This is a genomic window from Clostridium manihotivorum (assembly GCF_004015185.1).
GTDB lineage: Bacteria > Bacillota > Clostridia > Clostridiales > Clostridiaceae > Clostridium_AR > Clostridium_AR manihotivorum.
In genome coordinates, this window is record NZ_CP025746.1 from 2,769,887 (window position 1) to 2,796,451 (window position 26,565).

The following is a 26,565-nucleotide window of genomic DNA, read 5'->3' on the forward strand; positions in this document are numbered from 1 at the left end:
ACCTTTATGAAAACATAATTTGTAACAAGTATAAATTAATAGTTGAAGTTGGTTACCTATACATTGGGAAAGGTATATAAACAAAAAGATCACTAAAGAAAGTCGCTCAATGTCATTAAGTTAAGGAAAGGCTTGCATCACAAATATGTGCTGTGGGTCTTTTTTATTTTTTTTAATTATCACTTGACAGCATTTCAAAAATATGTGGCCGCTTTCACTACCAATTGTTTTAAAGGTAGTGAAAGCGGCCCTTGTAATTAGAGAGAAATTTCAATTACGAGGAGAATACATATGAATACTAAGTCACAAGAATTGAGATCCACTTTATTTGAACTTATTCAAGAGCTTCGCGATAATCCTAAAGAGAATATTAGGAATCCCGACAAGGATTTCCTTAGAAATCGAAAACTTCCCTTTGATAAAATAATTTTTTCTTTGCTAGGAATGGAAGGAAATACTTTAAGTAATGAGCTTTTAAATCAATGGGGATGCTCTATTGACACAGCTACATCGGCGGCCTTTGTTCAACAAAGGGCAAAGATCTTGACTACGGCATTTGAAAAATTATTTCATAACTTCGTTAACAAAACAACAACTGATTATCTATTTAAAGGCTATCGCCTTTTGGCTGTCGATGGATCTGACATACATATTCCAACAAATAAAAACGATTTGGATTCCTTATATGAATTTAAAGACTCTAGGAAACCGTACAACCTTTTGCATTTAAATGCATTATACGATCTTAATCAACATACCTACGAGGACGTAATTGTGCTGAGAAGAAAGCTTTCCAATGAATGTAAGGCATTAACAGACATGGTAGACAGATCTACTATTAAAACTCCAGCAATTATCCTTGCGGATCGAGGGTATGAATCTTATAACAATATGGCACACATTCAACAAAAAGGATGGAAATTCTAATAAGAATAAAAGATTTTCATGGTCATGCATCAGGTATTTTACATGGATTTGAACTTCCATCTGCTGATGAATTTGATGTTGATATTGATTTAAACCTTACTAGAAAACAAACTAATAAAGTGAAAGAATTGCTTAAGGATAAAAACCATTATAGACTAATTGGGAAAAATAAGACATTTGACTATCTCCCAGAGACAAATAGAAAAAGTGATCCTACAGTAATGTACAAACTACCGTTTCGGATTGTACGATTTAAAATTACTGATGATACTTATGAGGTTGTTGTTACAAACCTAGATAGAACGAAATTTTCACCTCAAACACTAAAAGAACTCTATTTCAAGCGTTGGGGAATTGAAACATCATTCCGTGATTTGAAATATACTATTGGATTGCTACATTTTCATTCAAAAAAGGTGGAGTACATACTTCAGGAAATATATGCAAGGCTAATTATGTACAACTTTTCTGAAATAATTACCCAACACGTAATCATAAAGAAAAGGAACAGGAAATACGACTACAAAGTCAACTTTTCTGTTGCAGCGCATATATGCCGACAGTTTTTCCTTGGTAAAGTTACTCCACCTAATATAGAAGCTTTGATTGCTAGGCACATAACACCGATTCGACCTGGTCGTTCGCGACCTAGAAATATGTCTGAAAAAACATCCGTAAGCTTCATGTATAGAGTAGCATAATAATGATTAATTTAATAGTTTTTTTTAGCGGGATATATGCCTGCTTTATTTGCATGCAATTTTTAAAATTATTTTCTTCATTTCGGTTGAACATTTACAGCTAACTCTGAAAAAAGAAGCTATCACTTTATGTAATAGCTTCTTGAATTCTCTTAACTTAATGCCATTGAGAAAGTCGCTTTAGTGATTTTTTATAGATATATTTAGTTTATGTTTATAGACTAGCCTTTAAGGCCATTTGCCTGTCTTTCCATATTTTCTACAACAACGTCGTGAATTTCTCCTAATGAAGCACAGTACTCAAGGATTTCCCATGGCTTATTAGTATGAAAGTGTATCTTAATAAGTTCATCATCTCCAACTGCAAGCAAGGAATCACCTTCAAAGTTTTCAGTAATATAATCGTTAATATCATCCTCTGAAAGATTCTGTCCTGCTATTAATAACTGAGTATCAAATTTAAATTCAATCATAAATATTCTCCTTTTCTAATTAACAAACAATTGATTAAGTATTAGCTAATCTATAGTAGAAGGCTAATAGTAAATTAACTAATATATTCTATTATACATAAAGTAAGGATAATAAATCCAGTGTTAATTGATAATTTGTTTCATTTACTGCGAAACCATTAAGTGTCAGCTCCATAAATGACTTGAAAAAAGTATAATTAGTTGAAAAATATTACTTATATGATATAATGTTGTCTAATATATTGAGAAAAGAGGTGTTGAGGAACTATGAGCATTAAAGAAGAGTATTGTTTAGAAAGCCAAGAAAACAAAGTTTCAGCTGTATATGATGTTTTTGATGAGTCCTTAAGGTTAGCGTCAAAAGCTGGTAGAGTTGAGTTTTTAACAACTGTAAGGCAGATTGAAAAATATCTTAAACCTGGGATGAGAATATTAGATTTAGGCCCTGGAACAGGGGAGTACAGCTTTTATTTTGCTAAAAAGGGCTTTGAAGTAACAGCAGTGGAGATAGTAGAGAAGCATGTGAAACAAATAAAAGAAAAGATTACGGAAGACATTTCTCTTGAGGTGTTTCAAGGCAATGCAGTTGATTTATCAGTGCTAGAAGATAAGTCTTATGATGTTGTTCTAAGCTTTGGACCGCTATATCATTTCCTGAAAGATGAGGACAAACTTACTCATATAAAGGAAGTAAAGCGAGTTTGCAAAGATAATGGAAAGATGTTCTTTGCTTTTATTTCTAATGATATGGTTATTACAACTGAGGCTATGTGTTATAATCCTAACTATTTTAAGAGTGAAAACTACAATCATGAAACCTTCAAGGTAGTAGATGAACCTTTTGTCTTTCATACAGTAGATGCTTGTAGAAATCTAATCAACACTTCTGCTTTGAAAATTATTGGTGAAGTTGCTGCAGATGGCTTAAGTGAATTGTTAGCAAACAAAATCAATAGTATGGATGATAAGAGCTATGAAGCTTGGCTTAACTATCATTTCTACTGCTGCGAAAAGCCAGAATTCTTTGGAGCAAGTAATCATCTTTTATTCATAGCAGAGAAGTTTAATGGTTAGTTTATGCATCTTTGATAATATTGTCAAATATAGCATAATAAAAGACTATATATTTTATTAAATAATATTGGGGAGAGTATAAATGATTATAATTAAAACTGAACATGTTATACACAACATGTCGAAGGATAATAAACCTGTGGCTTTTTGCAAATCTGGTGATATAGTTGAATTCCATACTTTAGATTGCTTTAATAATGAGCTACTGCCTGAAGGGACAAAGTGCGGAGTAGACAATAAATCTATAGGGAATCCAGCAACGGGACCTTTATATATTGAAGGAGCAAAGCAAGGTGATACATTAAAGGTTGAGATTTTAGATATTACCGTAGGGACATTGGGTGTAAATGTTATTGGGTCTAACTGCAACAGTTTAAGCGAGAAAAACTTGAAGTTTGAAACTAAAAGACTTGCTGTTGAGCAGGGAATCGCCAAAATTATTAAGGAGATATCCGTGCCTATAGAGCCTATGATAGGAGTTATTGGGGTTGCTCCAGCTTACGAAGAGATATCAACTTTTATGCCTGGCAATCACGGAGGAAACATGGATTGTAGACAGATTAAGAAAGGTTCTGTGTTATACCTGCCAGTATTTACAGAAGGAGCCTTACTTGCAATTGGAGATATACATGCTCTTATGGGGGACGGAGAAGTTGGTGGCTGCGGCCTTGAGATTGAAGGTACAATAAAGCTTAAGGTTACAGTAATTCCTGAAGTGAGCAGAAGGGCTCCAGCTGTGTTTGTAGATGGAAAATGGATGGCAATTGCTTCCTGTAGTAGCTTAGATGAAGCAGCTGATGAAGCTACTGCAATGATGTTAAGCTTTCTAGTAGAAGAGGTAGGTCTGGACTCCTATGATGCTGGCGTACTTCTAAGTCTTTGTGGAAATCTAGCTGTTTGTCAAAAGGTTAATTCTTACAAAACAGTCAGAATGGAACTTCCACTTTGCTACTTGAGTAAATTTGGATACGTACCATATTAAGGAGCCACAAATTCTTCGAAGGAATTAAAAAAGTCTTTGCGCTCTTAAAGATCTATCACTTCAATCCCAAATATAGTTTCAAAACTCCTCTGGGTTTTGAGAGGAGAATTTGAAACTATAAATTTTAGTATGAAGTGCTACATATAAAGATTTACCACATCTATCTGAAAGCTATTTTTAAGCATAACCTAGAATAGCAATTGGCAAGTATACTGAGGTAAGATAAGGAGATAATGCAGATGGGATTCTTAAGCAATTTATTTAGAAAAAAAGAAGAGGAGCAAGTCCGAAATCCGTCTGGTATCTATACATTTTATATTGAAGATATATTCACGATTACGAAATTAGGCTGCATAGTAGTTGGAATAGTGAAAGGTGCAGATATACATCTAGGCGATGAGGTGTACATAGTAGACACTAAGGGGAACAGATTGAAATCCAAGGTTATGGGTATGGAAAATCCAAGGTTTGGTAAGATGAACGTAGCACCTATTGGAAGAAACATAGGTATTCTTCTATCTGATATTGAAGCTACTCAGGTAAGTAAGGGAGATATTCCAACTAATAGAAGAGAAAATTAATATAAAATATATATAATTTTATATTATAAATAAATATTGACTCTCACATAGTGGTAGGCATTATTCTAAATATGTCATTCGAATGGCAGTAATAGATAGGAGTTGATTTTATGTTCAAGATTGGAGACTTTTCAAAGCTAACAAAAGTTTCTATACGGATGCTCAGATATTATGATGAAGTTGGACTTTTTAAGCCTGAAGGAATCGATGATTTTACTGGATACAGATATTATTCAGCAAAACAAATTTTAGAGCTTAACTTAATAGTAGCCTTGAGAGACATGGGCTTTAATGTAGCAGACATAGCTCTGTTTATAAAGGAAAGATCTAAAGAAAAGCTAGAGGAAATCCTAAAGGTGAAAAGTGAAGAAGTTGAAAATAATATAAGAGCAGAGCAGATAAAGCTTGAAAGAATTAACTCCACCATAAAGGATATGAAAGAGGAGAGAGTTAATATGAAATATAACGTTACATTAAAGGAAATACCAAGCCATAAGGTCATCTCGTTAAGAGATACTATACCAGCTTATACTGCAGAAGGAATGCTTTGGGCTAGATTAAGTGAATACTTGATGAAAAGAAATATTCCGTGCAATGATTTTGCATATGCGACTTATCATGATGAGGGATATAAAGAAGGACAAGTTGATGTAGAGGTAGTAATGGGTGTTTATAGTTTGATGAAGGATGATAGCGGTTTTGTATTCAAGGAGACTGAAGCTGTTGAGCAGGCTGCTAGTATATTAGTTCCTGGGGAGTATTCTAATTTGACAGGCGCATATAATTTTCTAGCAAATTGGATCGAAGAAAATGGATTTGCTATGTGCGGCAATCCACGTCAGGTCGCTATAAAAGGTCCATGGAATGAAACAAATACAGAAGATTATTTGAGTGAAATACAGATACCAGTAAAGAAGCAGCAATAAAATGAATTAGTTCATAAGTAAAGATTCCATACGATTGAAAATATAGTTTTCAAACTTAAAAGGAAGTTTAAAGGTGTACCACTTCTATACTAAGTGTATTTTCTTATTAACTCTGGTTACAAGAAGGAGAATTTGAAAATATAAATTTTAGTAAGAAGTGGTATGTCTATCTTCTACATTATTTTATCTTCTGGCATCAAAGCTATTAGGTATATGGACAAAGCAGGGGACTGTTAAGATAAGTGAGTAATGAAAATATCAAATGTACTTTGGCCATAAGAGAATTAAGTAATTCAACTGTAGATAAAAAAATATATTTTTCACCTAATACAAAATTTGTTATTATAGTTGAATATATTAAGAATACATATATTTATTTTAAATAATAACTTGATTATATGCTTATTGCATCCATTTTCTTATTCTTACTCAATATTATATTGATTTTGATCATGTGATAAACTAATCAACTATTTGTATAATTTATATTATTACAGAGTTTGGAAATACATCAATAGTGTGAGGTAAATAATATTATAAGGGAATGGAAAAGATATGAGTATAGTGGCTCGATTGTCAAGACAAAAATATTTAAGTTTACAATGAACCATATTTTACCATTATGTAGTTGCACTATGCAGTAATACCAAGTAGCACAGGATAGTAGTTTTCTGCCGGAGTTTGATAGCCAAGTGCAGAGTGGAGCTTTTCAAAATTGTAGCTGTGGATAAAATCACCAATCTGCTTACGGGCATCTCTTATGTTAACATAGTCCTTCAGGTAGACTTCGTCATATTTGAGCGTGCGGAACCAGCGTTCAATCATGATATTGTCTGCCCATCTGCTCTTACCATCCATGCTAATTTTGACTCTATGGTTTTCCACAAAGCTAATATACTCATGACCTGTGAATTGGCTGCCTTGATCAGAGTTCAATGTTTCAGGTTTAGCAACAGAAAAGGCTTTTTCAAGAGCGCTTTTAACCATATTTGTGGATAACGTATCGTCCAGCTCCCAGACTACGATGAGACGACTGTGCCAGTCGATAATGGCTGTCAGATAGACAAAACCATGTTTGAGGCGGATGTAGGTTATATCGATAGACCATGCTTGATTCGGCCTTACAATATCCACATTCCTAAGAAGATAAGGGTATATCTTGTGTCCTTTAGCAGGCTTGGACAGGTTGGGTTTAGGGTAAATCGCATGTATGTCCATATCCTGCATGTACCTGCGAGTCTTCAATCTACCTATATCGAATCCTTGTATGCCGCAAATGCTTTTGAAATCTGCCTGGGAGCCCCAGGATGGGTTGTCAGTGTGCATTCTATCTATGGAGTCTTTTATAGCTAATTCTGTTTCAGACGGACTTTTACTCTTGTAGTATGCACTGGTACGGTTTACGTCCAGTAATTCAGCTACTGTGGATAAAGGGAGTTCCTTGCTATCTTTTTGGGCGCGGAGTAAATTTACTCTCCCAATCAGGTCCAAAGAGTTCTTCAGATTTTTTTTGAGCCAATCAACCTGCGTAGTTAACTGACCAACTTTCTTATATAGATCATCCTTCTCCGCTTCGCTTGATTTAAGGCTTTCTTTAAGCTTTTCATCCTTTTTATTATCAAAGGCATTGGCGGCGTTTTCGAGGAATTCGCTCTTCCAGTTACGCAACTGGTTTGGAGCAATCTCGTGTTCACTTGCCAGCTGGCTCAACTCCTTTTCGCCTTTTAGTAGCTCTATTATTACTTTAGCTTTGAATTCTGGTGTGAATGTTCTTTTTCTCATAATGAAAACCTGCTTTCTTTTGATACTTTTATTATATCAGGTTCATTATATTTAACTCATATTTTTGTTGAGTTTTCTTAGACCATTATAGAGTACAAGGTTAATTTGCATGTCAATTGACCTACTAATGGTAGTAATCAATATAGTTTTGGGAATGTTATTTATAAAATCAAAGGGGAAAGGTTGTAATTTTCTTTCAGGATATAATCTTGCAACTTCAGAAGACCGAAGCAACTATGATGAGGTAGCGATTTGTAATTATGTTGGAAAAACAATTTTGCTATGGGCAGTGTTCTTTGTAATAGGTGCAGTAGTGGATTATTTTTATCAAGGATTTGGAATTAAACTCGCATTTTCACTATTAATAATCGCTTTAGCCTATTACATCTATATTAGATATAAGAAATTTGATGAAAAATTTAAAATAGCTAAGTGAATTTATAAGCCTATGCTAATATTAAAGCATAGGTTTTACTTTTGTTAGAAAGAGATATACGCAAACATAGGTTAAGGCTAATATATCACAAATTCTCTAAAAAAAAAGCTATTGAGATATAAGTGATTTGTACATGAATTTATAGAACTCTTATTGGAAACTTAATTTCAATACGGTACTTTAACAGAGCCTACATTTTAAACTCTCAGATGTAAGGCTTAGCAAGTTTTCTAATATTTAAAGATACACCACAATTAATATCAAAATAATGTTTTCAGAACGTAGTACTATTTATACAAAGGAGGGATTTTCCATGATAGATGCAAGTATGAGGAAGATATTGGATTACGTAGAGAGAAACTTAACAGAAGATTTTTCGTTAAATCAATTAGCAAAGTACTCAAATTTTTCACCTTACTATTGTTCTGTTATCTTCCATAGATATTTTGGTGAAACCATGAAAAGCTACATTCAAAAACGCCGTCTGCTTTGTGCTGCAGAGGAGCTTAAAAATACTGAAAATAGGATTATTGATATTGCAATAAAATATAGCTACTCATCTCAAGAGGCATTTTCAAGAGCATTTTCTACTACCTTTGGAATGACACCGAAAAAGTTTCGTCTAAATCCACTACCTCTTGCAGCTTATCAGAAGAATATTGATCCTTTATTAAAAGACAAGGAGAGTTTATATATGAAAAATGAAACCATAAAACATGTACAAAGTCAAATTGAGAAAAATTACCCATCAAGAACCTTGCATATTTTAAATGGGATGAGTATGCTTCAAGCTTTTCAAGAAAGTAAGCTTATGAATGAAGAGGCAGTATATATTCCTTTTAATGAGGCAATGTGCTGGGGGGAAGCTGATGAAGAGATTTTTTCAACAGAATTTATAAAAAAGAGAGCTGCTTCTTTAAATTCTACACCAGAGGAATACAAGAATATTGTTATAGAACAGTTGAAACCACTATTAGTTGATAGCTTCGATATAATTGTTTTGTGGTTTGGTGATGATATGTTCTGCCAGATTAACTTTATCACAATTCTTGCTTATTTGGAGCAAATTAATTATCAAGGAGATGTACTTTTCTGCATGGCATTAGAACAAAAAGATGAGATGCTATCAGATGCTATGGAAATTGATATAAATGGGTATAATAATATTTATAAAACAGTACTATGCCATAGAGAAAAGCCTGATTCAAAGCTACTTCCAGTGACATATCAGGCAATTAATCTATATCTTTCTTACAGAACAGAAGGTAGTGAAATCTCAAGATATATCAGAAATAATATAGATAAAAAGGATCTTGTAAAGGAGTTAATGACACTTTTCCCTCAGTATGGATTTGGTGATTTACAATATCTTTGGATGATTGATGAGATTAAAAATAATAAAGCTCTATAAGTAAAGCTTCTATTTTTAATTCTTATTTGACTTTATCTGAGCAACCTAATCATACACCTTGCTATGAAGCAATATTCGCTGATGAAGATAAGGAACTTAGACAGTATATTGATTAATTGCAAAAGTTCTGATATCATTAGGGTAAAAATTAATTTAGAAGTAAGAGTGGTGATTTTATTGGATATTACTAAAGAACTGTTTTTAATGCAGCAAGCCTATGCAACTTTATTTTCTCTTACTAACAAGATACAAATAGTAGGAGACAAAAGACTTGAAGGATTAACCTCAAGACAGTTCATGGCCATTGTTGCACTTGCTCATCTAGAAGAGGATGAGAGAACTATAAACAACATTGCAAGGAAGCTAGGTACCACAAAGCAGAGTGTAAAACAGCTCCTAGATATAATGGAGAAAAAAGGGTACATAGAAACTGTGCCAAGTACTAAGGATAAAAGAGCAGTTAATGTTAAGGTAACTGAAGAGGGAGGTAAAGTAATAATAAAGTGTTCTGAACTAGGTGTTTACTTATTGACGGATTTATTTAAAGACTTTTCTTCAAGTGAAATAGAAACGCTATGGACGCTATTAAAAAAGTTATACTCTTTCGATGGACAAATGCAGGATGGATTTGAAGAACTAGGGACTTTAGATTTAGGTGCAGATTTAGATGGCTTTAATGAAAGAGTGATAACAGAATTTGAAAGACAAAGAAACTTAAAGAAAGAGCTATGAGATAATTATAGCTCTTTCTGATTTTTAAAGTTATTCTGGCTTCTGAGCATAGAATTTAAAAATAGAAGGAGGGACATCTATATGTTTTACTAAAAATATTATAAAGTACCGATTTATAACTGAATGTCGTTTATATTTGAACGATAATCCTTTGGTGAAAAGCCCATGATTTTTTTAAATTGCCTAGCAAAATAATTACTGTCTCCAAAACCACTTTCATAGGCAACATCAGAGATTGTATAGTCGCTTTTTTTTAGCAGCAAACATGCATATTGAATGCGAAGTCGAAGTAAATAATTTATAGGTGTTGTCTTATAATGTTCTTTGAAGATTCTATCTAGATGTCTTACTGATATTCCTGCTTCATCTGCCAAGTCCTTCAGGTTAATAGGGTTTTGAAAGTTGTTTTCCATATAGGAGGTGGCCTTTGCAATATTTATAAGGTTAGAATTTATACCTGAACCACTCAAATCATGTAGTCTTGATAAAAAGACTACCAATTCCATAAAGTGTGAATACACCATTGTCTGAGATCCCTGCTTTTTATTTTCATATTCATCTATCATGTCTAAAATGAGGTCTTTCACTTTTTCATAGTCAGACAAAGTTAATTGAAGTTTACTGTCAAAGTTTGATTCCTTAGCTAAAGAAGGTTCAACAACAAATAGTGCTTGATAGCCTAGTGATTTTTCTAAGTCCCTACCTACTTGATATAAATGCTCAGGTTTGTACATAATATTGCAAATTCTAAAATCAGAAGCATTGTCATAACCATGAAAGGTGTTTTTATTAATTATAAAAACATCACCTTTTTTAATAAAGTATTTTTCTGAGTTAACAATATGATCTGCGGTTCCCTTTAAAACAATTACCAACTCTGAAAAATCCACATGATAATGTACTGGCATATTGTTTTCATGTTTCCCTAATTGTATAAAGAAAGGAAAATTAGTATCTTTAGTAAAAATACTGAGATGCATGTATTTCAAATCATCACCTTCTTATATATATGCTTAGACTATTGATAGATATTGGATGTGTTTGAGAATATTTTAGGATTTATATGTCTATATAATGCTATTGTTAGGCTTAATAATCAAGGTAAGATAGCCTCGGTTATATTAATATAATATCATTAAAACCTTTGCAGCACTATATGTATTTAGTTATAACAAAGATAATATCGATGCGAAAGGTTGAAAATAGATAAATAAGTGTATTGGCTGATAATATTAGCACTATATAGACATCTATAAGTTGAATGTTAAATAGATTTTAAATATGGATATAAAAACTTATTGGACAAGTATTTTTAATACCAGTTAGGTTTAAGTAAATTGTATGAGAACTTAAATGTGGTACTTAATCAGCCAATAAAGAAAGTTGGAGGTATAGAGATGAAATATAATAACCCTGTTGTAAAAGGATTTTATCCAGACCCTAGTGTTTGTAAGGTAGAGGATACCTATTACCTTGTATGCAGCTCCTTTCAGTACTTTCCGGGAGTTCCTATTTTCGAAAGCAAAGATCTTATTAATTGGAAGCAGATAGGCCATTGTCTTACAAGAAAAAGCCAGGTTCAGCTTGAAAATATAAATAGCTCTGGAGGTGTTTTTGCTCCAACTATTAGATATAACAATGGACGTTTTTACATGACCACCACAAATAATACAACAAATCAAAACTTTTTCGTGTGGACAGAGGATATATATGGTGAATGGTCTGAGCCTATGTATGTAGATCAAGGAGGAATTGATCCTTCGCTGTATTTTGAAGAAGATAAAACTTATTTTATGAGTACCATGGGAGACGATAAAGGAGTTAATGGCATATATCAATGTGAAATTGAAATAGAGAGTGGAAGAAGACTTACAGAAAGTAAAGTGATCTGGCAGGGCTCAGGAGGCCGTTACTTGGAAAGTCCTCATTTGTATAAGATAAATGGAAGCTATTATCTTATGGTAGCAGAAGGAGGAACAGAGTACGGTCATATGGTAACCTATGCACGTAGTAACTCTCCTTATGGTCCTTTTGAACCTTATGCCAACAATCCAGTATTGACTAATCGTAATCTAGGCGGCTATGAGATACAGGGAGTAGGACATGGAGATCTTATTCAGGATAACAGTGGAAACTGGTGGATGCTTCATTTAGGCTTTCGTCAAATAGATAAATGGGCTATGTTCCATCATTTAGGACGTGAAGTTTTTCTTACAGAGGTAACCTTCGACGAAGATGGTTGGTTCACAGCTGGACATAATGGTACAACCTTGAATACCGTTGATACTGATCGTATAAGTGACCAAGTAATTCAGAAAGAAAAGAAATTTTATACTTTTGAAAATACTGAATGGGACAAAGATTGGTGTTATTTAAGACATCCTAACAGCGATAATTATATTCTTAAAGAGGATAGTGTAAAGTTAAAAGGAACTGAAGTAACTTTAGATAAGACAGCTTCACCAACCTTTATTGGTATACGTCAGATGGACTTTAATGCAGTAATTTCTTGTGATGTATCTGTAACTGATGGGGAAGCAGGCATCACATTATACATGGATGAGAATCATCATTATGACCTTGCTATACGTAAGGCAAATAGTGGCTTTGAGGTTATTGAAAGACTAAATATTGGTGATGTTAAATCTATAGAAAATATAATAGCTTTAGAAAATAGTAAGGCATCCCTTGTTATTGATGCAAATAATAATTATTATAGCTTTTATATAAAAGCAGAAGACAAAGAAATTCTTTTAGGTACGGCACAAACTAGATATTTATCCACTGAAGTAGCTTGTGGTTTTACTGGGGTTATTATAGGGTTATATGCCTATGGAGAAAGTTATACAAGTTATTCTCAGTTCACAAACTTTAAGTGTGAATATAAATAAGTATCAACAGAAAGAATCCTTAGTATTGGTTGTAGTTGATTAGTCTGTTTTAATTAGAAAAATACATCTATAACACTGCTCAGTAGCATATAATGTAGAGTTACATATTATGCAACTAGGCAGTGTTTTTCTAACTAGATTTTTATATGTTCTACAAATATTTAATTATAGGAGTAAGGAATAAAATGAATTTAAACAGCCAATCATTATTTTATCCCCCACAACCAGACAATCCAAGTGATAATGATAGATATTTTTTAACTCGTTATGTTATGAGTTTAGCAGGGCGCCTAGAAGATTTTTGCACAGGTATGAGGCTCTTAGCGCCTCCTCCAGATATAAGAAACTACGGAAGAGCTGGCCAGTATAAAGATAAGAAGATTGCAATATTAGGAGGTGGATTGGCAGGGCTTGCATCAGCCTTTGAACTAAGGAAACTAGGTTTTGATATTACCATTTATGAAGCTCTAGAAGATAGGATAGGTGGTAGAGTTTATACATACTATTTTGATGAACAGAAGAAGCTTTATCATGAATTTGGACCTATGAGAATTCCTGTGTCCCATGAGACCGTTTGGCATTATTTAAATCTGTTTAAGTTACCAACAAGGCCATTTATACAGTACAGCGAAAATGCTTTTATTTATCTTAGACAATCAAGAGCTAGAAACGATAGAAACGGATATGATACCATGAAAAATATCTATCCCAAATATAATCTCTCAGAAAATGAGCGGAAAACAAACTGGCAAAGATTATTTCAAATTGCAGTGGAAAGCCACTTGCTTTGCGCTTCCCCTGAGGCAAGAGCTGAAACTATACAAGTGAAGCCTTTTTATAAAAATGAAACTATACTATGGAGTGACAACTCTAGTATGAAGTTGATGGAGGCTACAGGCTTAAGTCAAGAAGCTATATCCTTAAGTTCTAATTTTGCACCTTTGCTTTATGGCAATTTATATAATAGTTATATAGATTATATTGAAGAAGTATATCCAGCAGATCTTTCGTATTTATATGAAATTCCTGGAGGTATGGTAAGACTACCAAAAACTTTCATAGAATCCTTTAGCACTACAAATCCTACCAATTTTTATTCAGATATGGAGATGAACAACCTTGGTAAAGTAAAATATAAATCAGGTTGCTGGGTGGAGGCTATAAGTTTTGATAGCCAGAGTCAGAAAGTAATTATAAATTATGAAGACAAGAAGCTTAAGGATAACTTACTAGAAGAATTTGATTATGTGGTTTGCACTATCCCATTTTCATCTTTGAGAAATGTAAGAATTAATCCTCTTTTCAGCAATATGAAAATGAGAGCTATTAGAGAAGTTTACTATACTCAAGCTCAGAGAATACTACTTTTATCTAAAGATAGGTTTTGGGAGAGACAAGGAATTATAGGCGGCGGTTCCTATACTGACTTACCTATTTCCTCTATTTGGTATCCCTCTGACCATGGAAAATATATTAATGGTTCCTTTAATATGAACAATATTCCATTTAATGAATCAGGTGTATTTGTTGGCTCTTATAATTTTGGGCTAGATGCAACCCGTTTAGGTAATCTAACTCAAGAAAAGATGCTTAATGAAGTGAAAAGAGAGATTGAAATGGTTCATGGTCTACAAGGTGGTTATCTTGACAATATAATTGAGGCACAAAAGACTGTAAATTGGGATAAGGAGCCCAGCTTTAGAGGAGCATTGGCCTTCTTTGAGCCAGAACAGAAGAGACTATTCTCCTATTCCATGATTCTACCAGAATATAATAATAGGGTGTTTTTTGCAGGAGAGCATATTTCTGCGGTTCATAGATGGATGCAGGGAGCACTTCAGAGTGGAATGCAGGCTGCTAATGACCTAGTAATGGCTTGCAATATGCATGGCCAGTAAGACTCAGATTAATTAAAAAACTTATTTGTACAATAGAAGCCATGCATAAAAGGGCAGATTAAGATCCTATTATGTATGGCTAATTTTAAGGAGATATTCAATGTCACCCTATTTCAAAATATTCTTGAGCATAGTCTATTTATAAAATATTTATATTGCAACATATACGTTAGAACATATAGTTATTAAAGATGTATAACGTCAATATGACATTATAAGCCTTAGTAAGTAGTGGCAAACATATAGAATCCTACCTGTAGATATGGTTGTTATATCTGAGCTTAGAAGGTGTGCAGCCATAGGTATCTTTAAACATTCTGTTAAACAACTTATAATTAGTAAAACCATGTCTTTCTTGAATTATTGTGATGCTGTCATCTGTATCAAGAATGTCGCTGTGAATATGAGTAAGACGAACCATGTTAACATATTCAATAAAGGTGAAACCGGTGTGTTTTTTAAAGCATCTACAAAAATATTCTGGATTTAAAGCAACTAAGGAGGCTGCATCTTTTAGGCTTATAGACTCGCTATAGTTTTTCTCCACATAATCTAACACTTCCTTTAAGCGGTCAAGGTTTTTTGTATTCTTACTTTTTTCTTCAAGATTTTGCTTAACAATATAGTTAGTATAAAGACTATGAAGAAATAGATTGAGACTGCTAATAAATAAAAACTGATAACCTGATTTGTTTTGCTCATAAAGTGTTCTCATGTTAAGCAAGTGATAAATCATATTTTGAAAAGCAGGTTCATCACTTAGTTCATTTTGAGAATAATATTCTTTAAAGCGTATATCTTTGTAACCTGGAATCGATTGGCTAAGAAGTTCGTAAGGTATTTGTAGAAGAAGAACTTCAACATTGCCAGGGCTCCTAGTTAGATGTATATCTCCAGAATTTATTATAAATAAATCATTCTTAGAGATAGTATATTTTTCATCATTGCGAACTATATGCATTGTGCCTTGGAAAACATAAAGAACTTCTAGATGGTTGTGCCAGTGGCTTGCAACTAGTTGGTTGTAGGTTCTATGAATATCAAAATAAACAGGAAGTCCTGTTTTCGGAGCTATTATTTCATGGTTTGGCATACATAATACTACCTTTCATATCAGGCTTTTATAAGAAATACATCATATATAAACAATTATCATTATATAACAAAAAAGTCAATATCGACTTAGTTAAAAGTCATAAGAATACTTGTTATAGCTTTTATCAAGTAATAAGATAGAAATATAATATACACAAATGTATAAATTAGGAGGTATTACCATGAATAAGTGGCAAAGGTCCCGCTTTCAACCCAATTTACCTTTGGGTAATAATGGAGAAAGGGTTACAGCATGCAAAGCTCATAGAGAATTATCAAAGAATGCAGCTAAGGAAGGAATGGTTTTACTAAAAAATCAAGAAAATGTACTTCCACTTAGTAAAGGTTCTAAAGTTGCTCTATTTGGAAAAGGCTGCTTTGACTATGTAAAAGGCGGTGGAGGTAGTGGAGATGTAACAGTTGAATATATTATAAATTTATATGATGGCATGAAAATTTTAGATGGACATGTTACTGTTTTTGAAGAACTGTCAGAATTCTATAGGGAAAATGTGAAGCAGCAGTATGAAAGTGGTGCTGTGCCAGGAATGACAGTAGAACCTGAAGTTCCTAAAGCTTTGTTAAAAAAAGCTTGTACATTCACTGATACAGCAGTTATAACCATATGCCGTTTTTCAGGAGAAGGCTGGGACAGAAAAAGTGTTGTAGACACAGAAAATAAAAACCTTTGGGAGTTTGAAGAGGCTATGACAAAAAAGTCAGGTGAGCTATTTGAAAATGGTGACTTCTACCTCACACATGCAGAAGCAGCTATGGTAAATATTGTGAAAGAGCATTTCTCAAAGGTAATCGTTATCATGAATGTTGGAGGTATGGTAGATACTAGTTGGTTCGTAGATGATGCCTCTATTCAATCTGTACTAATGGCTTGGCAAGGTGGGATGGAAGGTGGTCTCGCTACTGCTGAGCTATTATGTGGTATCGGAAATCCTTCTGGTAAGTTAGCAGATAGCTTTGCAAAAAGGTTGGAAGATTATCCGTCTACCTACAATTTTCATGAATCTGAAGCTTATGTAGATTATACTGATGATATTTATGTAGGATATCGTTATTTTGAGACAATCCCAGGAGCTGCTGATAAGGTGAATTATCCTTTTGGGTTTGGTTTATCTTATACAAGCTTTAATTGGTCAGTGACCTCTATAAAGGAACAACAAGGTATGATTGAATTTCTAGTAAGCGTAACCAATACTGGAGATATTGAAGGTAAAGAAGTTATTCAAATTTATGCAGGTGCACCACAAGGACTGTTAGGTAAACCCGCAAAAAGCTTAGTAGCCTTTAAAAAGACCCGTTTACTAAAACCAGGAGAAACTCAACTGCTTAAGCTTGAATTTTCAGTTGAAGCTATGGCGTCTTATGATGATTTAGGTAAAGTTCAGAGATCTGCTTATGTATTAGAGGCTGGAGACTATGTATTTTATGTTGGTACATCAGTAAGACAGGTAGAAAAGGTAAGCTTTGTTTATACTGTAGAGCAGGACAGAGTTACTATACAGCTTAGTGAAAGTATTGCACCTACTTCTCTGAAGGAAAGAATGGTATCTGATGGCAGTTTTGAGAAGCTACCTTTAAAAGAAGCAAATGATCCAAATGCCTGTGGTATTGAAAAATTATCAGCTGAAATGATGGAAGGGTATTCTCCAGCAGTACGTGCAAGAGAGAGCTACCAATTATGGAAAGAGCCTTTTAAAAAGGGCATTCGAATTTTTGATGAAGTGGCAGAAGGTAAGCTTACTGTAGAGGACTTTTTATCACAAATGACTGATGAAGAGGTATGCCACTTGCTAGGTGGACAACCAAATACAGGAGTAGGGAATACCTTTGGATATGGTAATATGCCTGAATATGGAATTCCTAATGTTATGACTGCTGATGGACCTGCAGGGCTTAGAATTGCACCTCAGTGTGGTGTTAATACTACAGCATGGCCTTGTTCAACTTTATTAGCTTGCACCTGGGACAGAGATATTGTTTATTCTGTTGGAGAGGCAGGTGCTAAAGAGGTTAAGGAAAATAATATTGCTCTTTGGTTGGCCCCTGCAATTAATATTCATAGAAGCCCATTGTGTGGACGTAATTTTGAATACTATTCTGAAGATCCTTTCTTGACAGGTAAACTAGCAGCAGCAATGGTAAATGGAATACAATCTCAGCATATTGGCGCAACGGTTAAGCACTTTGCTTTAAATAATAAAGAAACTAACAGAAAGAACAGTGATTCCAGAGTGTCAGAAAGAGCAGCTAGAGAGATTTACCTAAAAGCCTTTGAGATAGTAGCTAAAGAAGCAGATCCATGGAGCATAATGACTTCTTATAACATTATTAATGGACATCGCGCTTCAGAAAACAAAGAGCTCTTAGAAGATATACTAAGAGGCGAGTGGGGGTGGAAAGGGATGGTCACAACAGATTGGTGGACTTGTGGAGAACATTATAAGGAGGTCAAAGCCGGAAATGATGTGAAAATGGGCTGTGGATATCCTCAGCGTCTTCTACAGGCTAAAGAGTTAGGCTTTATTTCTAGAGAAGAGCTAGAAATATGTGCTAAGAGAATCTTGGAGCTTATATTAAAAATAGATTAATAGTAAAAAGACCACTGAAGAAAAGGTAGCTTCAGTGATCTTTTTATTGTAAAGGGATCGCTCATGAGAGCAAACCTCCACAAAGTATAAAGAAGAAGTTTGTATTCTTTATACTTTGTTAAGGCAGATAAACAAAAGAAAACTATATAAAAATATGTCTAAAAATTAAAAATAAAGTGCGAAGAAATAGCTCTTCGCACTTTATTAAAGGGTATTATTAATTTCAAGACACTACCTTGCTAATTAAAAAACATAAAAACCCTTTGGCATTCCTAAAGAAAATCCAACTGTTATAATAACCATCTCAAAAGTAAATGTGGCAAGAAGAAGAGCGTATAGAGTTGTCTTCTTGTCTATTAATTTGCCTAATAATATATAGAGAGGAAACATTGGTAACACATATCTTCCCATTGAGAAGGGGTTGTTGTTTCTGGTTCCGAATATTATTAATGGAAGAACTATTTGTACCACTGACCACGTAAGCAATATAAATTCATTTTCAAATTTTACTAGGTTTAAGGTTCCTTCAGTCCTATAGGTTCGTGTAATTTTTATAAGGACTATCATAGAGATAATTAGTAAAAAGTATACCATCAAAATAGAAACCACAGATGGATCTAGCAAATTAAAATGATTTTTAAATGGGATTAAAATATAATGAGATAGATTGGAAAATCTTTGCCTTAAAGTTATGTATCCACCTATGTTACCCCAATACTGCTGAACTTTTTCAGAAGCAAAGGCGTCTCCAAATTTTATAAGGTTATATAGCATAAAAGCAGCTTTACCCCAAACACTGAAAGCTAGTAGCATTATGGATGTAAAAATGTTATTCATATTAAACTTCTTTTTTTCAATGAAAAAATAATGAATAAATAGAATTGGTGCATAAAAGATTCCAATTGACCTTATTCCGCTTAATAGTCCTCCTACAATAGCAGCTGGCAGATAATTTCTTTTTATTAATAAAACTAGTGCCATTGCGGATATTAGAAAATACATGCCTTCGGAATACCCGGCTGTAAGAAAGATAGCAAATGGGTTAAGGGAATATAGCGTAATTCCTATAAAATTTATATTATCCTTTAGTCCCAGTAATCTACCTAAATAATACATGAAAAAAAGTCCAAAGAACACAGCTGAATTGTTTACTAGTATAAGAGCCCAATCAGCTTTTAGATTGAAGGCTTTGCTAACTAGTTTTGCAGTCATAGGATATCCAAAATAAAAGGCTACATTTTGCTGATCCTTTACATTTTCAGTATAAGAATATCCATGTTCAACTATGTTTTTATACCATCCAGCGTCCCATCCAGTTAACCCCTTTTTTATACTTGTAATAAAATTGTATGGCGCATCCTTATGATCAGTTATTAGTGAAAATGGGCCAATGGAAAAGAAATGTATGGTTAATAAAATGATTAATTTCGATACTAAGAAAATAGATGTTATTTGAATAAATTTAAGTATCAATAATTTCATTGGATAATCAGTTGTTTTTTTAGTTAATATAGAATTTAATCTTGACAATCTAAAGCCTCCTGAAGCAATCTACATACATGTTTGTTAATATATACATAATACCTTGAACCTGAAAGTTTGGCAATAATTGAGGTAAGGTCAATATTTAGTTAAATTCCAGTATAAAAGAATTTATATTATATAAAACTAAATTAGTCTTACATCATACTGATTTACGAGTGTCAGTATAGTATCATTAGGCTCGTTTTCTGTAATTATGCCATGAAAATCAGATAGGTTAGAGAAGTTGTAGACACCATCTATATTAAATCTTTCATTTGGAGCTATTAGAAACAATTCTTTAGATATACTCATAATAGCCTTTTTTGTACCTGCATCCTCAGATTCGCCTGTACTAATATTTCCATCTCTAAGATCTATGCCGCTGCAACCGATAAATGCTTTATTACAACGGTAAAGCTTTATTTGTTCATTTGCATGGGAACCAACATTTCCTCCTACAAGAGGATAGTAATCTCCACCTATAAAAATAACTTTTACTTTTGATTCCAAATTAATCATTGATGATATTTCAACCATATTAGTAATTAAAGTGAGTCTTATGTTATTTTCAGTAATTAGTTTTGTTAGAAAATAAGAGATGCTTGATGCATCTAAAAAGATAGTATCATCTTCCTGTATTAGTTCATAGGCCTTTCTAGCTATAACTTCTTTTATATCTATATCTTTTTCAACTCTTTTAAAGAAGCTCTCACCATTTACTATAGTGCGCTTTAAGTTAATAGCACCACCATAAGTTCGTTGTAGTAAGTTACTCTTTTCCAAAACCTTTAAATCTTTTCTAATCATACTCTCACTAACTTCAAATAGGGTACTTAAGTCTTTTACTAATACCTTTCCGTCTCTTTCTAACAAGTCTAATATGTGTTTATGTCTTTCTTCGGTAAACATAGCTTCCTCCGAGTGTTTCTCATTTTCTTCTATTTTAGCAATAATTATTAGGTTGCGCAATCTAATTAATTGACAAATGAGAAGAAACGACATAAAATGATAATAAATAAAACTAAATGAGAACATAATTAGTTATCAGGAGGATATGATTATAACATGAAAAAGGCTGTATTTTTTGATATTGATGGAACTTTGATTGATTGTTTAAAGGGAATAACTGATATCACTCCTAGAGTAAAAAGGGCTATAGGTGAATTGAAGGCAAGGGGAAATTACGTTTTTATTGCCACTGGCAGACCCTACGCTTTTCTAAATGAAGCATTGTTAGATTTCGGATTTGATGGTTTTGTACTTACTAATGGTGCATATGTAAAGATTGCGGACAAGTGTATCCATAAGGAAGCTATCAATAAAGAACTAATAGAGAAGCTGGTAGATAAATTTGAAGATCTTAATGTGGAGTATATTTTGCAGGGAGAAAAGTACTCTTATATAAAAGATACTCATAAGAAGCTGCATTCCTATTATGAGTCTTACAGCGTTTCTAAAAGCTACTTAGAAGGGAACTTTAATCATAAGGAAGTTGATGTATATAAGATTGAGATGTTATGTAATGACCAGGCTGGAACTGATTATTGCTTAACTTTAGGAGATTCCAATTTTAATTATATTTACAATTTACATGATCAGACTTTTGAATTGTATTCTAAAGCAAATTCAAAAGCTTCAGGAATATTAAAGGTATTAGAGTATTTAGATATACCAGTAGAAAATAGCTATGCCTTTGGTGATGGAAAAAATGATATAGAGATGCTATCTACAGTAGGCTGCGGCATAGCAATGGGAAATGCTGATGACTATGTTAAAGGTTTTGCTAAAAAGGTTACAGATACAGTGGAAAATGACGGAGTAGCAATTGGAATAGAAAAATTTATATTGTAAATAAAGTGTGTAAAAAGTAAATCCTATAATTGACAAAGAACTAAGGAAGCATAGAAATGTTCCCTTGGTTTTCTTTATTTAGAAGTTATGTCGCATATCAGATTTTATCATATACATTGGGAAGAGAACATGCGCAAAAAAATATCATTTTAACATCAAGAATAAATTTGTGGTATAATAAACCTTATTCCTATTATGTTAGATATTACAATATATACAAAACTCTCCAATAACACTTAAGTCTGACTGAGCTTAACATTATTATTGAGATTAAGTGGCTATACAGGAGTTTTTATATTGTAATTTAGTATAATTAGGTAATTATTTTTGCATAGAATGGAGTGATTTATTATGTCTAAAGCAAACGATAGAGAGATAGTTAAAATTCAGTATAATTCAGACAAGAATTTAAATGCTAGACAAGCATTTCACATTATCTTTAGTACCAATAAATATGCTTGGGCAAATTGGGTATTTGATCAATATAGTATTAAGCCTAATGAAAGAATTATAGAATTTGGCTGTGGTAATGGTAGCATATGGTCCAACAATAAAGATAGAATACCCAAAGATACTAAATTGGTTTTGACTGATTTTTCAGAGGGTATGTTGAATGCTGCAAAGGAGAGCCTGCAAGATATTGAAGGAATAGACTATGCTGTAATGGACATACAAAATATTGAATATGATGATGATTCTTTTGATTGCGTTATTGCCAACCACATGCTTTATCATGTACAAAATAGAGATTTAGCCATAAGTGAGGTAGCCCGCATACTTAAACCAGAAGGTACCTTTTATGCTACTACCAATGGTAGTAATAATATGAAAGGCTTTAAGGATTTAGTGGTCGCATTTGATCCTAGGTTAAATATAAAATCCTTTTCTGTAACTAGTGAATTCGGACTAGAAAATGGGGAAGAACAGTTATATAAGCATTTTAATTCTGTAGAAAAGATAATACGTGAGGATTCTTTACATATAACAGAAGCAAAGCCTTTTGTAGATTATGTACTTTCTTTAGAAGGACACACAAATGGAAAGGAAATACTTACGGAAAGTAGAATAAAAGACTTTTATGCATATCTGGAAAATATTATTTCAAGGGATGGAAGCATTGATATACCTAAATCCAGTGGGATATTTATAGCTAGAAATCCAAAGAAATAAGCTCATATAGATCTACAGTTTCCTAGTAAAATTTATATTTTCAAATTATCATATAAAAACCCAGAAAAGTTTTGAAATTAGGTTCCAAATTGAAGTGATAGATCTTTAAAAGCCTTTGTAATTGATAAAGTTACAAAGGCTTTCTATATTAAGTAAACATAGCATTAGTAAACAAAGGAATTGTTATATTATCTAATTAGAATATAGCGTTATCTTTATAAATACTTAAACTCAATAATATTATTAAACATGGTCTAAAGTAGGAATAGTTAACAATAAATAGATTAATTAGATTTATATAGAAATACTACTGATTCTATTAAAATAAATGTATAAAAAAGTATGATTACTACTTGTAAAGTTAGACAAATTACACTATAATTTAACTCGGAAAACTTTATCAATAATTAAATAGATTCGATATATCGCCGACATATATGGGTTGGCAGTTTCTACCGGATGACCGTTAATTATCCGACTATCGAAATGAACATAGAGTATGGATTTTTTTCATTCATAATTCTGTTTTTTCGGTAGGTTGGAACGATGTTTCAATCTATTTTGTTTTTGGTGATAAAATTTTATCATAAAAATATTTTAGGAGTTATGGAGATGGAAAAATTTTTTAATTTGAAGAAGTACGGTACTAACGTACGAACTGAAATCATTGCGGGTCTTACTACTTTCTTTACTATGGCGTACATCATTTTTGTTAATCCAAACATTTTACAGTTAGCAGGAACTCCAGACAATCCTTTTAACCCACAGGCTATTTTCGTTGCGACGATTATATCTGCAGTGGTTGGTACACTTGTTATGGGACTTTTTGCTAATGTACCATATGCATTAGCTCCTGGTATGGGATTAAATGCATTCTTTACTTTTACCGTTTGTGGTACTATGGGCTTCAGATGGCAAGAAGCTTTGGCAATGGTATTTATCTGTGGTGTTGTAAATATTGTTATAACTGTCACAGGACTTCGTAAGATAATTATACGATCTTTACCATCGGTTTTACAAAAAGCTATCGGTGGCGGTATTGGTCTTTTTATAGCATACATAGGGATTAAAGACAGCGGTCTTTTAAAGTTTACTTCTGACCCTGGAACCTACCTTTTCCTAGGTAAAACTCCTGCAGATGCAACAGTGGTTGCTAATTCATCTGCTGTTCCAGCAATTGTTAACTTCTCTAACCCAGCTGTACAGTTAGCATTATTCGGAATTGTTTTAATACTTATTCTTATGGTTTTAAAAGTTAGAGCTGCAATTTTAATTGGTATTACTTCAGTAACTGCACTTTGCTTTATCGAGATTGCTTGTGGTGTTAACCCTGGTGTTTTTGGTTTCCACGCTAAAAATGCTCATGAGTTTTTCTCCTCAGCTAACATATCTCTAAGCGGTATAGGCAATTCTATTGCAGCAGTTAAATATACAGCTTTTAAGATGGACTTTGCGGGCCTTTTTGCTAATGGAAGCAAGTTCTTGCTAGCAGTAACTGCAATGATTGCTTTCATACTAACAGATATATTTGATGCCCTTGGAACATTTATTGGGACAGGTCGTCGTTCAGGTATCTTTGATGCAGAAGATGAAAAGTTAATGCTTGAAGGTAAAGGTGTTAAATCACGTTTAGATAAGGCTTTATTTGCAGATTTAAGTGCAACTATAGTAGGAGCATTTTTCGGAACTTCAAATACTACTACTTATGTTGAAAGCTCAGCTGGTATTGCTGCTGGTGGTAGAACAGGTTTAACATCAGTTGTAACATCAATCATGTTCCTTATATGTCTTGTTTTTGCTCCTGTAATCGGAATTATTCCAACAGTTGCAACAGCACCAGCACTTGTAGTTGTTGGTATCCTAATGATGTCTTCTATTGGAGAAATCGACTGGAAAGACTTCAGTGTAGCAGCAGTTGCTTTCCTTACAATTGCACTTATGCCATTTGCTTATAGCATAACAACAGGTATTTCTTTTGGGTTTATAAGCTATGTTATAATCGCTATCATAAAGAAGGAAACAAAGAAGATTCATCCAGTAATTTATTTATTCACAGTACTATTTATATTAAATTTCATATTATTAGCAGTTAGAAATCTGTAAAAAATGTTCAAAAAGAATAAAATCACTGTCTGCTAGCTTTCGTATTAATTAAAAAAGTTAGTGATGTGAAAAGTAGCTGAATTTTGCTTCAGCTACTTTTTTTATTTTACAAATATACTGTTTTTGAGGCTATAACACTATAACTGCTTCCAGAAGTATAGCTTACAGCATCAACAACAACTCTGTCACTATATACTTTTACATGTAAGCCTTGAGGCCCTTCTACAACTGAAGAGGTGGCAAAAACTGAACTTTGACCTACTTTAGCGAAATTTTGACTAAAGCCACTTGTACTAGTGAAGCTGTTGTGTGTATGGCTAGTGAACATTATTGCATTTGAATGACTTCCTATTATATTGGTTAAATCGCTGCTATTATATATGCAGTTGTTGGCATCAGATCCATAGACAGTGTTGTATATTGGCTGATGGCAGAAAAGGAAAAGTGGTTTATTATTGATTTTAGTCTGTAAGTAAGATAATTGATAGTTAGGATCTAAGTAGGCACAATCTCCATAATTAACATTATCGCTTCCTAGGAAAAAAAGAGTAGCGTTATTTACATATTGAACATCGTAGGACTTGTCTCTATCTCTATCAGTATAAGATACCCCGTTAGGAGTTAGTTTAGTTTGAATTGAGCGGGTATAAGTACAAAACTGACTAAGACTCCAGTCATATTTACTTTGATCTGAAGACCAAGTCGCATTTTCTCTAAACTCATGGTTACCAAAATTAAAGTAGATGTATGGAAGTTTTGAAGTTTTACCACTTATAGATGAAGGGTTATAGCTAGGATTTGCGGTATTAGTATTTACGTAGTTTACTACATTAGTTAAGTCTTGATAGGATGAATCTAAATAGTTATCAACTACATCTCCATTTATTACTATACACCTATCAGAAAAATTATTCTTTATGCTATTTAATGCGGTTGAAGTGTTTTTTATAGCAGTATATCCTGATCCTAGGTGCGTATCAGAGATAACACTGAATGTGTATAAAGGTGTGGTTGCAACTTTTGCCTTAACTGAAGCTGATACATGAGTCTTAGATCCTGTAAGTAGTGTTGCTGTAGTTATCGATGTTACAAGTAATGCTGTTAAGATTGATTTTAGTCTCATAATTGTATCCTCCCTTAAAATATATTACTGGGATATGGTACAATTAATTTGAAAATGTGTCAAATAAAACCAAATGAAATGAATATAAAATAATTAATATATACTTGAATATATGAACAATTTAGAAATCAGAATAAGCAAATATAATCAAATTATAATGGATATTACATATTTATTGATTATGGAATAAAGTGTAAGTGGAATGAGCTTCGATTAATAATTCAGTAAAAGAAAGGTATTTAACTACGGGGCATTATTTAGGAACAGTTGAAATCCCTC

At 33.1% G+C, this 26,565-nt stretch carries 22 protein-coding genes and 1 riboswitch; of the genes, 15 read left to right on the forward strand and 7 right to left on the reverse strand.

What is annotated here, in order from left to right; all coding sequences use genetic code 11:
- Window positions 1-291 precede the first annotated feature (291 nt).
- Together C1I91_RS28925 and C1I91_RS28930 are read left to right on the forward strand one after the other, a co-directional pair.
- Window positions 292-927, forward strand: coding sequence for a transposase (locus C1I91_RS28925; RefSeq protein WP_238475991.1), 636 nt, complete (start codon window positions 292-294; stop codon window positions 925-927).
- Window positions 915-1,628 (forward strand): transposase, encoded by a 714-nt coding sequence (locus tag C1I91_RS28930; RefSeq protein ID WP_238475875.1) that lies wholly within the window; start codon window positions 915-917, stop codon window positions 1,626-1,628. The genes C1I91_RS28925 and C1I91_RS28930 overlap by 13 nt, the downstream gene beginning before the upstream one ends.
- Before the next feature lie 221 nt (window positions 1,629-1,849).
- Here C1I91_RS28930 and C1I91_RS12530 read toward each other — a convergent pair whose 3' ends face one another.
- Window positions 1,850-2,101: a kinase to dihydroxyacetone kinase gene (locus C1I91_RS12530; protein ID WP_128213189.1), complete on the reverse strand. Its 252-nt coding sequence runs from the start codon at window positions 2,099-2,101 to the stop codon at window positions 1,850-1,852.
- A 267-nt stretch (window positions 2,102-2,368) separates the two neighbouring features.
- Between C1I91_RS12530 and C1I91_RS12535 the strand changes: the two genes are divergently transcribed.
- From C1I91_RS12535 to C1I91_RS12550, 4 genes are all read left to right on the forward strand, one after another.
- The gene (locus tag C1I91_RS12535; RefSeq protein WP_128213190.1) at window positions 2,369-3,175 is read left to right on the forward strand and encodes a class I SAM-dependent methyltransferase; all 807 of its coding nucleotides are present in this window, start codon (window positions 2,369-2,371) and stop codon (window positions 3,173-3,175) included.
- A gap of 82 nt (window positions 3,176-3,257) precedes the next feature.
- Entirely contained in the window at window positions 3,258-4,157 is a 900-nt protein-coding gene (locus tag C1I91_RS12540) for an acetamidase/formamidase family protein (RefSeq protein ID WP_128213191.1), read from the forward strand.
- Window positions 4,158-4,396: 239 nt separating this feature from the next.
- Entirely contained in the window at window positions 4,397-4,738 is a 342-nt protein-coding gene (locus C1I91_RS12545) for a hypothetical protein (RefSeq protein WP_128213192.1), read from the forward strand.
- A 110-nt stretch (window positions 4,739-4,848) separates the two neighbouring features.
- A complete protein-coding gene (locus C1I91_RS12550) occupies window positions 4,849-5,664 on the forward strand; it encodes a MerR family transcriptional regulator (RefSeq protein WP_128213193.1) in 816 nt (271 codons plus the stop codon).
- Window positions 5,665-6,297: 633 nt separating this feature from the next.
- On the opposite strand, the gene C1I91_RS12555 is transcribed toward C1I91_RS12550, so the two are convergent.
- Entirely contained in the window at window positions 6,298-7,446 is a 1,149-nt protein-coding gene (locus C1I91_RS12555) for an IS3 family transposase (RefSeq protein WP_128213194.1), read from the reverse strand.
- A gap of 127 nt (window positions 7,447-7,573) precedes the next feature.
- Here C1I91_RS12555 and C1I91_RS12560 point away from each other — a divergent pair, with 127 nt between their 5' ends.
- The 3 genes from C1I91_RS12560 (at window position 7,574) to C1I91_RS12570 (ending at window position 10,025) form a co-directional block, all read left to right on the forward strand.
- A complete protein-coding gene (locus C1I91_RS12560) occupies window positions 7,574-7,882 on the forward strand; it encodes a DUF3784 domain-containing protein (RefSeq protein WP_164880523.1) in 309 nt (102 codons plus the stop codon).
- Between the two features lie 313 nt (window positions 7,883-8,195).
- Window positions 8,196-9,293, forward strand: coding sequence for a helix-turn-helix transcriptional regulator (locus C1I91_RS12565; RefSeq protein ID WP_128213196.1), 1,098 nt, complete (start codon window positions 8,196-8,198; stop codon window positions 9,291-9,293).
- Window positions 9,294-9,374: 81 nt separating this feature from the next.
- On the forward strand, window positions 9,375-10,025 hold the full coding sequence (locus tag C1I91_RS12570; protein ID WP_338032609.1) for a MarR family winged helix-turn-helix transcriptional regulator: 651 nt from the start codon (window positions 9,375-9,377) through the stop codon (window positions 10,023-10,025).
- A gap of 113 nt (window positions 10,026-10,138) precedes the next feature.
- Here the strand turns inward: C1I91_RS12570 and C1I91_RS12575 are convergent, their stop codons facing one another.
- Window positions 10,139-11,005, reverse strand: coding sequence for a helix-turn-helix domain-containing protein (locus tag C1I91_RS12575; RefSeq protein ID WP_238476038.1), 867 nt, complete (start codon window positions 11,003-11,005; stop codon window positions 10,139-10,141).
- Between the two features lie 417 nt (window positions 11,006-11,422).
- Here C1I91_RS12575 and C1I91_RS12580 point away from each other — a divergent pair, with 417 nt between their 5' ends.
- Window positions 11,423-12,916: a glycoside hydrolase family 43 protein gene (locus C1I91_RS12580; RefSeq protein WP_128213198.1), complete on the forward strand. Its 1,494-nt coding sequence runs from the start codon at window positions 11,423-11,425 to the stop codon at window positions 12,914-12,916.
- 185 nt (window positions 12,917-13,101) lie between these two features.
- Window positions 13,102-14,814, forward strand: a complete 1,713-nt coding sequence (locus tag C1I91_RS12585; RefSeq protein WP_128213199.1) for a flavin monoamine oxidase family protein — start codon at window positions 13,102-13,104, stop codon at window positions 14,812-14,814.
- A 250-nt stretch (window positions 14,815-15,064) separates the two neighbouring features.
- Here the strand turns inward: C1I91_RS12585 and C1I91_RS12590 are convergent, their stop codons facing one another.
- Window positions 15,065-15,907 (reverse strand): AraC family transcriptional regulator, encoded by an 843-nt coding sequence (locus tag C1I91_RS12590; RefSeq protein WP_128213200.1) that lies wholly within the window; start codon window positions 15,905-15,907, stop codon window positions 15,065-15,067.
- Window positions 15,908-16,091: 184 nt separating this feature from the next.
- Between C1I91_RS12590 and C1I91_RS12595 the strand changes: the two genes are divergently transcribed.
- On the forward strand, window positions 16,092-18,515 hold the full coding sequence (locus C1I91_RS12595; RefSeq protein ID WP_128213201.1) for a glycoside hydrolase family 3 protein: 2,424 nt from the start codon (window positions 16,092-16,094) through the stop codon (window positions 18,513-18,515).
- A gap of 243 nt (window positions 18,516-18,758) precedes the next feature.
- Here C1I91_RS12595 and C1I91_RS12600 read toward each other — a convergent pair whose 3' ends face one another.
- Both C1I91_RS12600 and C1I91_RS12605 read right to left on the reverse strand, forming a co-directional pair.
- On the reverse strand, window positions 18,759-20,045 hold the full coding sequence (locus C1I91_RS12600; protein ID WP_128213202.1) for a mannosyltransferase family protein: 1,287 nt from the start codon (window positions 20,043-20,045) through the stop codon (window positions 18,759-18,761).
- Window positions 20,046-20,183: 138 nt separating this feature from the next.
- Window positions 20,184-20,948 (reverse strand): DeoR/GlpR family DNA-binding transcription regulator, encoded by a 765-nt coding sequence (locus tag C1I91_RS12605; protein WP_128213203.1) that lies wholly within the window; start codon window positions 20,946-20,948, stop codon window positions 20,184-20,186.
- A gap of 156 nt (window positions 20,949-21,104) precedes the next feature.
- On the opposite strand from C1I91_RS12605, the gene C1I91_RS12610 reads away from it, so the two are divergent.
- The 3 genes from C1I91_RS12610 (at window position 21,105) to C1I91_RS12620 (ending at window position 25,163) form a co-directional block, all read left to right on the forward strand.
- Window positions 21,105-21,890, forward strand: coding sequence for an HAD family hydrolase (locus tag C1I91_RS12610; protein WP_128213204.1), 786 nt, complete (start codon window positions 21,105-21,107; stop codon window positions 21,888-21,890).
- Window positions 21,891-22,241: 351 nt separating this feature from the next.
- Window positions 22,242-23,060, forward strand: a complete 819-nt coding sequence (locus C1I91_RS12615) for a class I SAM-dependent methyltransferase (protein ID WP_128213205.1) — start codon at window positions 22,242-22,244, stop codon at window positions 23,058-23,060.
- A gap of 398 nt (window positions 23,061-23,458) precedes the next feature.
- Window positions 23,459-23,561, forward strand: a riboswitch (purine riboswitch).
- Window positions 23,562-23,672: 111 nt separating this feature from the next.
- On the forward strand, window positions 23,673-25,163 hold the full coding sequence (locus tag C1I91_RS12620; RefSeq protein ID WP_128213206.1) for an NCS2 family permease: 1,491 nt from the start codon (window positions 23,673-23,675) through the stop codon (window positions 25,161-25,163).
- A 106-nt stretch (window positions 25,164-25,269) separates the two neighbouring features.
- Here the strand turns inward: C1I91_RS12620 and C1I91_RS12625 are convergent, their stop codons facing one another.
- Window positions 25,270-26,286, reverse strand: coding sequence for a metallophosphoesterase family protein (locus C1I91_RS12625; RefSeq protein ID WP_128213207.1), 1,017 nt, complete (start codon window positions 26,284-26,286; stop codon window positions 25,270-25,272).
- Window positions 26,287-26,565: the final 279 nt, after the last annotated feature.